Origin of the sequence: Myxococcus sp. CA039A, assembly GCF_013336645.1 — a bacterium.
GTDB lineage: Bacteria > Myxococcota > Myxococcia > Myxococcales > Myxococcaceae > Myxococcus > Myxococcus llanfairpwllgwyngyllgogerychwyrndrobwllllantysiliogogogochensis.
Genome location: NZ_JABUMQ010000367.1, coordinates 1 through 10,220, shown reverse-complemented (window position 1 = coordinate 10,220; position 10,220 = coordinate 1). Strand labels below are relative to the sequence as shown.

Annotated in this window: 9 protein-coding genes and 2 tRNA genes; 4 read left to right on the top strand and 7 right to left on the bottom strand. The window is 69.1% G+C overall.

The features are described 5' to 3' along the window. Positions 1–1,145 (top strand): N-acetyltransferase (locus tag HR086_RS39970; protein WP_254626650.1); only part of this gene is annotated, 1,145 nt, incomplete at its 5' end. Between the two features lie 18 nt (positions 1,146–1,163). Further along, on the top strand, positions 1,164–2,165 hold the full coding sequence (locus tag HR086_RS39965; protein ID WP_141645867.1) for an NAD(P)-dependent oxidoreductase: 1,002 nt from the start codon (positions 1,164–1,166) through the stop codon (positions 2,163–2,165). A gap of 74 nt (positions 2,166–2,239) precedes the next feature. Here the strand turns inward: HR086_RS39965 and HR086_RS39960 are convergent, their stop codons facing one another. The 7 genes from HR086_RS39960 to HR086_RS39930 all read right to left on the bottom strand — a co-directional run bounded on the left by HR086_RS39960 (position 2,240) and on the right by HR086_RS39930 (position 7,938). Then, a complete protein-coding gene (locus HR086_RS39960) occupies positions 2,240–2,875 on the bottom strand; it encodes a phospholipid-binding protein MlaC (RefSeq protein WP_141645866.1) in 636 nt (211 codons plus the stop codon). A 54-nt stretch (positions 2,876–2,929) separates the two neighbouring features. Then, positions 2,930–4,714, bottom strand: coding sequence for a TolC family protein (locus tag HR086_RS39955; RefSeq protein ID WP_174462217.1), 1,785 nt, complete (start codon positions 4,712–4,714; stop codon positions 2,930–2,932). Positions 4,715–5,097: 383 nt separating this feature from the next. Beyond that, a tRNA-Ala gene (locus tag HR086_RS39950) sits at positions 5,098–5,170 on the bottom strand. Between the two features lie 55 nt (positions 5,171–5,225). Then, positions 5,226–5,627 carry a hypothetical protein gene (locus HR086_RS39945; RefSeq protein WP_174455490.1) on the bottom strand — a complete coding sequence of 134 codons (402 nt, stop codon included), beginning with the start codon at positions 5,625–5,627 and terminating at the stop codon, positions 5,226–5,228. A gap of 56 nt (positions 5,628–5,683) precedes the next feature. Beyond that, complete coding sequence (locus HR086_RS39940; RefSeq protein ID WP_141645885.1) at positions 5,684–6,970, bottom strand: RsmB/NOP family class I SAM-dependent RNA methyltransferase; 1,287 nt, start codon at positions 6,968–6,970, stop codon at positions 5,684–5,686. A gap of 114 nt (positions 6,971–7,084) precedes the next feature. Next, complete coding sequence (locus HR086_RS49480; protein WP_141645863.1) at positions 7,085–7,753, bottom strand: response regulator; 669 nt, start codon at positions 7,751–7,753, stop codon at positions 7,085–7,087. Positions 7,754–7,852: 99 nt separating this feature from the next. After that, positions 7,853–7,938, bottom strand: a tRNA-Leu gene (locus HR086_RS39930). A 96-nt stretch (positions 7,939–8,034) separates the two neighbouring features. Between HR086_RS39930 and HR086_RS39925 the strand changes: the two genes are divergently transcribed. Together HR086_RS39925 and HR086_RS39920 are read left to right on the top strand one after the other, a co-directional pair. Continuing rightward, on the top strand, positions 8,035–8,781 hold the full coding sequence (locus HR086_RS39925; RefSeq protein WP_174468232.1) for a lipopolysaccharide assembly protein LapB: 747 nt from the start codon (positions 8,035–8,037) through the stop codon (positions 8,779–8,781). Between the two features lie 397 nt (positions 8,782–9,178). Next, positions 9,179–10,135, top strand: a complete 957-nt coding sequence (locus tag HR086_RS39920; RefSeq protein WP_141645883.1) for a diguanylate cyclase — start codon at positions 9,179–9,181, stop codon at positions 10,133–10,135. The last annotated feature ends 85 nt before the right edge of the window (positions 10,136–10,220 follow it).

Here is a 10,220-nt window from a genome sequence, read left to right as displayed (position 1 = left end):
CCCTTCCTCCCCTCCCCTTCGACGTCCTGGTGACGCCCGTGCGGGGCGCCGCGGCGCAGATGACGTTCATCCGCTTCCCTGCCTCGCTGTACGCGGGAGATCCCAACTGGGTCCCCCCGCTGGAGATGGAGCGCAAGGATTTCCTGGACCCGAAGAAGAACCCCTTCTTCGAGTATGGCGAGGTGGAGCTGTTCCTCGCCCGGAGGGGCCAGGAGGTGGTGGGCCGCATCGCCGCCATCCGCAACCCACGTCACCAGGAGATTCACGGCACCAAGGAGGGCTTCTTCGGCCTCTTCGAGTGCGTGAATGACGCGGGCGTCGCGCGACTGCTGCTCGACGCGGCGGGGGCGTGGCTGAAGCAGCGCGGGCTGGACGCCATGCTCGGGCCGGCCAACTTCTCGTCCAACCAGGACTGGGGCCTGCTCATCGAGGGGCACGACTCGCCGCCGGCCGTGATGATGCCGTACAACCCGCCCTACTACGCGTCGCTCATCGAGGCGTGCGGGCTGGTGAAGGCCAAGGACCTGTTCGCCTACGAGCTGTCCTCGTCCGCGGAGCCGCCGGAGAAGGTGGTGCGCATCGCGGAGAAGATGCGCCAGCGCGAGGGCATCACCGTGCGCGCGGTGAACCTCAAGGACTTCGCCAACGAGGTCGAGCGCATCCGCGACATCTACAACTCGGCCTGGGAGAAGAACTGGGGCTTCGTGCCCTTCACGGACCGGGAGTTCGACCACCTGGCCAAGGACATGAAGACCATCGTCCGGCCGGAGCTGGTGCTCATCGCCGAGGTGAAGGGCGAGCCTGTCGCCTTCTCCATGACGCTGCCGGACGCCAACCACGCGCTCAAGGCCGCCAACGGGCGCCTGACGACGTTCGGCCTGCCCATTGGCCTGGTGAAGCTGGCGCTCGCCTCGCGAAGCATCCGCCGCCTGCGCCTCATCACCCTCGGAATCAAGGAGGGCTACCGACGCCGAGGGCTGGACGCCATCCTGTACCTGGACACGCTGCGCACCGCGCACCGGCTCGGGTACTCCGGTGGAGAGATCTCCTGGACGCTCGAGGACAACCACCTCGTCAACCGCGCCATCGAGTCGATGGGTGGCCAGCGCTCCAAGGCGTACCGCATCTACCAGCGCCCGCTGTAATCCTCCTGGAGTCTCCTCGTGCGCTTCCTCCTCACCGGTGGCACTGGTTTCATCGGCCATCGGCTCGCGAGCCGCATTGTCGAGCGGGGTGACTCGCTCACGGCGCTCGTGCGCTCCAGCTCTCGTCGCGACGCGCTCGCGGCGCTCGGTGCCCGGTTCGCCGTGGGAGACCTGACGACGGGCGAGGGCCTGGCGGAGGCCGTGCGCGACGTCGACTGTGTCCTGCACCTGGCCGGCGTCACCAAGGCCCGGGAGCCCGCGGGCTACTTCGAGGGCAATGCGAATGGCACCCGCCGCGTCGCGGAGGCCATGGCGTCACTGCCCCGCCCTCCCCGGCTCGTCTACTGCTCGTCGCTGGCCGCCGCGGGGCCGTCCACACCGGAGCGTCCGCGCCGGGAGGAGGACCCTCCGGCGCCCGTCTCCGTCTACGGCCGCAGCAAGCTGGGGGGCGAGGAGGCCGTGCGCGAGCTCGCGGACCGGGTGCCCTCCGTCATCGTCCGGCCCCCCATGGTCTACGGCCCTGGCGACGTGGAGTTCATCCCCTCCGTGATTCCCATGGCGGAGCGAGGGCTGGCGCTCAAGAGCGGCTTCGGGCCCAAGCGCTACTCGCTCATCCACGTCGATGACCTGAACACCGCGCTGCTCGCGGCCGCCGAGCGAGGCCCCACGCTGGACAAGGCCGACCCGGCGCGCGGCGTGTACACCGTCTCCGATGGACGTGAGTACACCTGGGAAGAGCTGTGCGCGGCGGTGGCCCATGCGCTGGGCCTCAAGGCCCCCACCGTGCTGCCCGTGCCCGACAGCGTGGGCTACATGATTGGCCTGGGGTCCGAGGTCATCGCCCGACTGCGCGGAATCACCCCCATCCTCAACCGCGACAAGGTGCGGGAGATGACCGCCGCGGCATGGACCTGCACCACCGAGCGCGCCTCGCGTGAGCTGGGCTTCCTGCCCACCATTGCCCTGGCCGAGGGGCTCGTCGGCACCCTCGCGTCGTACCAGCAGCTCGCGCGCACCTGAAAAGACGAAGGCCGAGGCCCCTCGCGTGGGAGCCCCGGCCTGGAGTGCTTCGGTGACGCGGGGTTCGCGTCAGCTCACTTCGTCGGACCCGCCGAGCCGCCCGTCGCCGAGCCCGTTGCGCCCGTGGAACCCTTGGCCGAGTTGGCCGCGTTCTCCTTCTCGAGCTGCGCCCGCTTGGTCTTCAAGGTGGAGAGCAGGCCGTCGAAGCCCTTGGTGCTCAGCAGCTTCTGGAACTGGCCCTTGTACGTGTCCACGAGGGACACCTCGTCGGTGACGACGTCGTAGATGCGCCAGTCGCTCTTGGCGCTCGGCTTGTACAGGCGGTAGTCGACGGGAATCTGGTCCTTCTTGAGGGTGAGCGTCGTGTTGACGGTGGCCTCGGTGCCCTCGATGGACTCCTTGCCGTACTTCACTTCGGCCTGGGCCTGGCCAATGGCCTTCTGGGCATAGGAGGCGCGCAGGAGCCCCGTCATCGTCTCGGAGAAGTCCTTGCGCTGGGCGGGCGTGAGCGTGGCCCACGTCTTGTCTCCGAGGGCGCGCTTCGCCAGCTCCTGGAAGTCGACGAACTTCTCGACGACGCTGGCGAGGGATTCAACGGTGGCGCCGGGAGCGTTGGCGGCCTTCTGGACATCCGCGTTCCCAGACTTGACGACCGAGAGGGGACCAGGCGCCGCGGCGATCAGGGTGGCGGCAAGCAGGGAAGCAATCATGGCTTTTCGACTCCGTGAAGGAGGACGGTACAGCGGACAGACGCGGCGCCCCGATTATTCACCCGGGGCGGGTGGCGTCCCCGTGACTCGGGCGAGGGCCGCCATTCCCAACCGGACGTCGAACCAGCTCTTCGACCGGTCGCCTGTAACCTGCGCATAGGCCGTGAAGGCGTCCACCAAATCGCGCGTTTCGCCCGTCCCCAGGTCGAAGGCGGCGAACGCGGAGGTGACCCAGCGACGCGCGCTCTTCTCCGCGTCCGTATACGCCCGGGCCCGAGACCACGCGGCCACCAGCTCGCCATGCACCTTCGCCACTTCCAGGCGGATGCCGGCGCGAATCTGCTTCTCCTGGGCGCGCAGCTTGTCGAGCTCCGCCCGCGCCTGATCCAACTGCGCGTCCTTGATGGGGATGTCGAACGTCCCCCGCATCACCAGGCCGAGGCCCGCGGTGCGATCGTTGTACGGGTCATACGCGAAGGGGCTGCGCTGCCGCGTGGCGCTGGTGGTGAATCGCACGTCGTAGAATCCCGCGAGCCCGAGGTCCGGGAAGTAGCTCCGTTCACGGATGAGCACTTCGGACTCACGCGCGACGATGCCCGCGGCGATGGCGGTGAACTCTGGCCGGTATTGCTCGGCCAACGCCACCGCCCGCTCCAGCGAGGGGGGCTGCACCTCCGCTTCGGGCGCCAGCTCTTCCTCCACGACGTCGACCGACGCGCCGGGAGTGGCGTTGGCCAGCACGCCGATGGCGGTCAGCGCGAGCGCGCGCCCTTGAATCGCCTCGGCCTTCTTGGCCTCGACGATCTGCCGGAAGAAGCGGACCTTGTACGTGTCCACCTGGGTCACCTGGGGTGACTCCTCCTTCAGGAGCGCGGCGATGCGCTCGGCGGCGTCCTCCAGTCGCTTGGAGACCTCCTCGAGTTGCTGCACCCCGGAGCGCGCCAGCTGGTAGCTGAAGTACGCCTGAGCGGCCTGGAAGCCCGCCTCGTCCTGGGCCCGCTCGCGCAGCGCCGCGCCGAGGATGGGACCCTGCGCGCCCGCCTTCTCCAGCGCGGTCAGCTTGCCGAACGTGTAGAGCGGCAGCACCGCGTTTCCAGAGGAGAACACCGTCATGCCGACCCTGCCGAGGTTCCAGTCTCCTTCGTAGGACGCCTCGGTGGTGGGCGGGCCGCCGACGCCGTCATTGCGCGCCTCGGGCACCGGGCCTCCCGCGCCCACGGAGATCTCGAACTTGGGGAACCAGGCCCACTTCGCCTGTTTGTAGAGCGCCTGGAACTTGCGCAGCTCCGCGCTCGCCTCCTCCACGCGGGAGTCCGTCGCGCGCGCCCGTTCCACCAACTGCCCCAACGTCAGGGGCGCGGCCTTGGCGGGCGGGGCGTCCGCATCCGGTACCTGCGCCACGCCCTCCTTGGCCTGCTGCGCCTCGCGCGCGGTCTCTCGCATGGGCGCCGGAGACACCGTGCGGCCCCCGGAAGGGTTCGTGGAGCTGTCCACCGTCTCGGGCGCAATCGTCGGCGGACCTGGAGGAAGCGTGGTGCCTCCCGTCGAGCCCGTCGACGTGGCGGGAGCCTGCGGCGCGGCGGCGCCAGGCGTCGGCGTCCCCGTGCTCGGAGTGGGAGTGGGCGTGGGCGTGGGGCTTCCCGTTGTCCCGGTTCCCGTCCCGGACTGACCGCTGCCGGTGGTTCCCGTCGTCCCCGGCGTCGAGCTGCCCGAGGTCCCCGTCGTTCCCGGCGTCGAGCCACCGCCCTGCCCCGCCGAGCCTGGGGTGAGCTGGGCGGCCGACAGCCCACCCGCGAGCACCAGCGCCACTGCCACGCCTCGATCCAGGTGTCTGCGCATTGCTCGGCCTCTCGCGGGCCCCCATATCCGAGAAGCCCGCGACGTCGCAGCATCTTCCTTCGCCAGGGCACAGTCACCGACCAACTTCGTCCGCTGTCGAGAGTCCTCGTCCATCGCGTCCCCATGTCCCCGTGCCGCGCCACAGTGAGTAGCGTCGAAGGGGCCACGTTCACCACGTCGCGACATCGCCGAGACCTCGAATCGTGCCTGGAAGAATGCGGAGGACGGGACGCCAGCGCGGAGCAGCTCCGGGGAGTCGTCGGTCACGCACCCGAGGAAGCCGCGTGAGGGCCCGGCGCGAAACCGGGTCCATCGCTCGCGACCGCCTGTCGGAAATGAAAAAGGCCCGCCAGGTTTCCCGGGCGGGCCTTTCTACTTCAGAGTGGAGCTAACCGGGATCGAACCGGTGACCTCTTGAATGCCATTCAAGCGCTCTCCCAGCTGAGCTATAGCCCCGTCTTTTGCTGCTGGCCGCCTTGGGTTGCGGCCCGACGTCGAAAGTGCGTGCCTTCTACCGTTTCTTGTTCCCAGGGCCAAGAACTGTTTGAGGCTTCGGTGCGTTTTTTCCAACCTTCAACCGCTCGGCGACTTCCTCACCTTCCCGAAGGATATCGGTGAGCTCGCGAGCATGCGCCTCGGCTGCCTGCTCGGCCGCCTCGATGGCCTTGAGCGCGGACGCGAAGCCCGCGGGAAGCTCCAGCCTGCCCTTCTGGATCTGCCGGTAGACCAGGTCACCGAGCTCCTTGAGAGCACGGTCCTTCTGGTCCTTCAGCACGGTGGCCCTGGCGTTCGCGCGGGCCAGGTCGGTGTTGCGCTCCACCGCCTCGCGCAACTGCGCCAGACGGGCCTGCGCCGCCTGGAAGGCCTCGTTGATCTGCTTCACCACCTCGGACTGCTTCGCGTCGGCCGCCACGTGGGTGACACCCCTTGAAGAACCAATACTGGCGTAGCGTGTGGGCTCGTGGACTGTCAACCCTGCCCCGTCGTCCGGCGCAGCCTCGCGGCGAAGAACCCGCCCCCTGGCACCTTGGGTGGCAGGGACTTGAGGTACGGCCCGTGGGCCGCCAGCGCGGCCCGTTCCGCTCCGAGCACGTCTGAGACAGGCTCCAGGGTGAACTCCGGATGTTTCGCCAGGAAGCCCTCGACCACGGCCTCGTCCTCGTCCGGCAACACCGAGCAGGTGGCGTAGACGATGAGGGCTCCGTGCTTCGCCTGCCGGGAGACCTCCTCCAGCAGCTCGGACTGCGTCGTCTGGTACTTGGCGATCTCCTGCGCGGTGAGCTTCCACTTCTGATCCGGCTCGCGCGCCAGTGAGCCCGTGCCGCTGCACGGCGCATCGATGAGCAACACGTCCGCGTCGGACAGGGGCAAGGGATGCGGGAAGGCCACCTGCCGCAGCGAGAAGTGACGCACCCGCTCACGCGCCTCGGCCAGCCGGCGTCGGGAGCGGTCTCCCGCGAGCACCCGTCCCGAGGGACCGACGAAGTCCGCCAGCGCCAGCGTCTTGCCGCCCGCGCCCGCACAGACATCCGCGACGGTGAGGCCCGTCAGTGAGCCGCCCACCGGACGGCAGACCTCTGAGATGAGCTGGCTGCCCACGTCCTGAACTTGAAGTCGCCCCGTCTTCATCATCCGCGTCTCGAAGACGCGATGGCTCGCATCCACCACGCGCACCGCGTCCGGAGCGGCGAGCACCGCCTCCGCCGCGACGCCCTCCTCCACCAGCGCCGCCAGGACTTCATCCCGCGTGCCCGGAGGCCTGACGCGGAAGTGCAGGCCAGGCTCCTCGTCGAGCGACGACAGCAGTCCCTCCAGCGTGGCTTCGTCCGGGTACGCCTGCGCCAGCTTCTGCACCAGCCAGTTGGGGAACGAGTACCGCATGGCGAGCCGCTCCGCGTGGGAGTCCGGCAGCGGCGCCTCGGGCAACTCCGACTCCACCACCTTCTGGAGCACCTCGTCCTTCAGGGTGCGCGGCCTCATGGGGCCCGGCAGTCGCACCTCCGGGCCGATGCGCGCCCAGGTCTCACCACAGAAGATGCGCCGCCACAGCGCGTACCGCACCAGGGCCTGGTCCTCCACCATCACCAGTTTGCCCGGCGGGTGGCCCAGGAGCTTCGCCGCCAGGTCCAACAGGCGCTGATGACGGGACAGCTCGCGAACGACGAGCGCGGCGAAGCGCCGCTCCTGGCCTCCGAGCCCATCCGCGTCCCGCAGAGCGTTGGCCAGCGCGGCCTTCAGCGGATCTCCCCGCAGCACCGCGATGTGCGCTTCCAGCGCCGCCGTCGCCGCCCTCCGCGAGGGACGACCGAGACGTGCCGCATCATGCGGAGTTGTAGGCCAAACAGTGTCCACGGGTGCCAACCTGCCCTTTCAACCGTCCAGGCCGAGCGTGATGACGAGACACCCGGTGGGCGTGCGCACCTCGGGCGTTTCGTCCGCACCCACGAAGAACGTCGCCGGGGCCACGAAGCGTGTCCCCTCGATCTCCAGCTCGCCCTCCAGCAACAGGGCCGCCTCCCGCCCACGAGGCCGGGCCGACCAGGCCCACTGCCCCGCCGCCGCCAGCCGCACCCAGATGGCACCCGCCGCCTTGCCGCCCGGCGAGGCCAGGTGCACACCCGGCGCGCACTCCACCCAGTCACTCTCGGAGGGAACCTGTCCCCTCGACGCCAGCTCCACGTTCCGGTGCACGGCCAGGAAGCGCTCCACCAACCCGAGGATGTCCTCGATCTGGAAGGGCTTCACCAGGACGCCATCCGGGACGAAGGGCCTCAGGGCCCGCGCCACTTCCTCCGGAGACGCCGCGCTGACGATGGCCACCGCCTGGCGCCCCTTCCGGGCCGCCTCCAGCACCGAGCGCCCGCCCGACTCTCCGCCGCCGATGCGCAGGTCCGTGACGACGAGGTCGAAGCGCTCCTGGCCGAGGGCCGCCAGCGCCGAGCTCACTTCGCCGACCGAGCGCACCTCCGCCAGGTCGGAGATCAGCTCACCCATGCCTTCCCGGAGGCTCGCGTCGTCCTCGACCAGCAGAACCTTCATCTCGGGGTATCTCCAACGCCCCTGACCGGAGCACGTCCTCCACGGTCCCAGGCGGGGGAACCGGCGATGCCCTGCCAGTCACCCACCCCTTTCGGGAAGTGGCCCTCCCCGGACTCGAACCGGGACGCGGGGTCAGCCGCAGCGGATTTTGAGTCCGCCTCGTCTACCAATTTCGACAGAGGGCCGTTTGTTACGGAAGCGGCCAGACGTATACCGCGACGGTCGCCCGTATGCATCCGAAGATTGCGGTGCCGGACGCACATCGCTATGAGGGCCCCCGCATGTACAACCTGCTCATCTCGCTGGCAGTGGGAATCGTGGTCGCGCTGCTGGTGAAGTTCGCCGGCTTCTCCATCTGGGCGGGCCTGGTGCCCGGCCTCATCGCCGCACTCGGTACCTTCATCTTCCTGGCCCGGCGGGTCGCCACCCGCATCCAGGCACTCATGACGACGGTGCAACAGGACCTCCAGTCCCAGCCCACCAGTCAGAAGGACGCGCAGGGCCGGGTCGACCGGGCCGTGAAGACGCTCGAGAAGGGACTCGTCTATGACAAGTGGCAGTTCATGGTGGGTCCGGAGATTCACGCGCAGATCGGGATGCTGAAGTACATGGTGAAGGACCATGACGGGGCGCAGGCGGCCTTCAGCAAGGGCAGCTCCCGCAACTACATGGCGAAGGCCATGGAGGGTGCCCTGCGCTACCAGCGCAAGGACTTCGCGGGGATGAAGACCGCCTTCGAGTCCGCCTCCAAGAGCGGGAAGAAGGAAGCCATCGTCTGGGCCGTCTACGCCTGGTGCCTCCTGCAGAACAAGGAGAAGGACGAGGCCCTCAAGGTGCTCGGCCGGGGCGTGGAGGAGAACCCGAAGGACGAGAAGCTCAAGGCCAGCCTCGCCCAGCTCCAGAACGACAAGCGGCTGAAGATGAAGCCCTACGAGCCGCTGTGGTGGCAGTTCGGGCTCGAGGCCCCGCCGACGATGCCGCCCATGGGCGGTGGTGGACGCCGCATGCAGTTCGTTACCCGACGTTGATCCCAGGAGCGAGGGGGGCGTGCGCGCCCTCCTTCGCCCGGGAATTCCTACCGCCTCCCCTGCCCTGACGCTGGAACGACTTCCGATCCGCCTTTGTCGCGAGGAAGCGTTCGCATCGCAACCCCCTGAAATGACTCCCGGCCGCATGCCTGCTCCAAGGGCATGCTGCTTGCTCTTCGCCCACGCGCGCCGACGGGGATGACACCCGCCGCGCACAGCAGTCGGGCCTGGCGGCCGGAGGTCTCGGGTGAAGGTTGCGGGTGGGGATGGGTGCTCGCAGGACCGGGCGGTGGCGGATGCGCGTGGGGCGCAGGGGCGGCGAGAGCACCTGGTGGGGCGTGGCATCCGAGACCTCTGGACCGCGAATCATCGGGAGATCAACGAAGCGGAGAGGTTCATGCAACGGCGAGGGCGCACCTCGGAGCGGTCCCTCCTCCTGGTCATCGAGGATGACGCGAGCGTGTTGGAGAGCCTGTCGGACCTGCTCGCCTCGCGCTTCGATGTCCTGGGCGCGGCGGATGCGGGCGTGGGGCTGGAGTTGGCGAGCGAACATCGTCCCGACCTGGTGCTCCTGGACAGATTCCTGCCCAGCGGGGATGGGCTGGCGGTGTTGGAGGCGCTGCAGCGGGACTCCCGCACGGAGTCGACGCCGGTCATCTTCCTGACCGGGGACGCGGACGAGGCCACCCTGGAGCGCTGCCTGGAGATGGGGGCGGTGGACTTCATCCACAAGCCGGCGAGCGCGAGGGAGCTGATGGCACGGATCGACCGGGCGCTGCGGCAGAGTGAACAGCAGCGGCGGCTTCAGATCCTCGCCCAGACGGATGCCCTCACGGGGCTGGCGAACTTCCGGGCCCTCACCGTGCGGCTGGAAGAAGAGCTGCGCCGGGCCCAGCGCTACGGCTACCCGCTCAGCGTGGTGGTCATCGACCTGGACCACCTCAAGGCCATCAACGACGGGATGGGGCACGACGTGGGCAACCGGGCCATCCTCGCGCTGGCCAACCAGCTCAAGGGCAATCTGCGCGAGTCGGACTTCGCGGCGCGCTTCGGCGGCGACGAGTTCGTGGCGCTCCTTCCCCACCAGACGGCGCTGGAAGCGGCGGTGTTCGCCGAGCGCATCCGCACCGGGCTGCATTCCGTCGGCGTGCAGAAGAGCGACGGCCGCCCTGCTTCCTTCGGGTTGAGCGTGAGTGTCGGCATCGCCGACCACACATTGGAAACACCCCGGGACGATACGGATGCGCTGATGAAGGCGGCGGACGCGGCCCTCTACGAGGCCAAGCGCGAAGGGCGTGACCGGGTCGTGGTGTTCGGCCGTCCGGCGCTCGCGCCGCCCGTGCAACGACACTGAGCGCGGGGCGGGACGAAGCAGGCGACGGCGGGAAGCTAGAGGGCGCGGATGATTCTGGGCAACAGGCTGACGAGCGGTTCGAGGG

Excerpts from the sequence above, each read along its gene's own strand:
- HR086_RS39960 (WP_141645866.1), bottom strand. The coding sequence starts at position 2,875 with ATGATTGCTTCCCTGCTTGCCGCCACCCTGATCGCCGCGGCGCCTGGT.
- HR086_RS39955 (WP_174462217.1), bottom strand. The coding sequence starts at position 4,714 with ATGCGCAGACACCTGGATCGAGGCGTGGCAGTGGCGCTGGTGCTCGCG.
- HR086_RS49480 (WP_141645863.1), bottom strand. The coding sequence starts at position 7,753 with ATGAAGGTTCTGCTGGTCGAGGACGACGCGAGCCTCCGGGAAGGCATG.
- HR086_RS39925 (WP_174468232.1), top strand. The coding sequence starts at position 8,035 with ATGTACAACCTGCTCATCTCGCTGGCAGTGGGAATCGTGGTCGCGCTG.
- HR086_RS39920 (WP_141645883.1), top strand. The coding sequence starts at position 9,179 with ATGCAACGGCGAGGGCGCACCTCGGAGCGGTCCCTCCTCCTGGTCATC.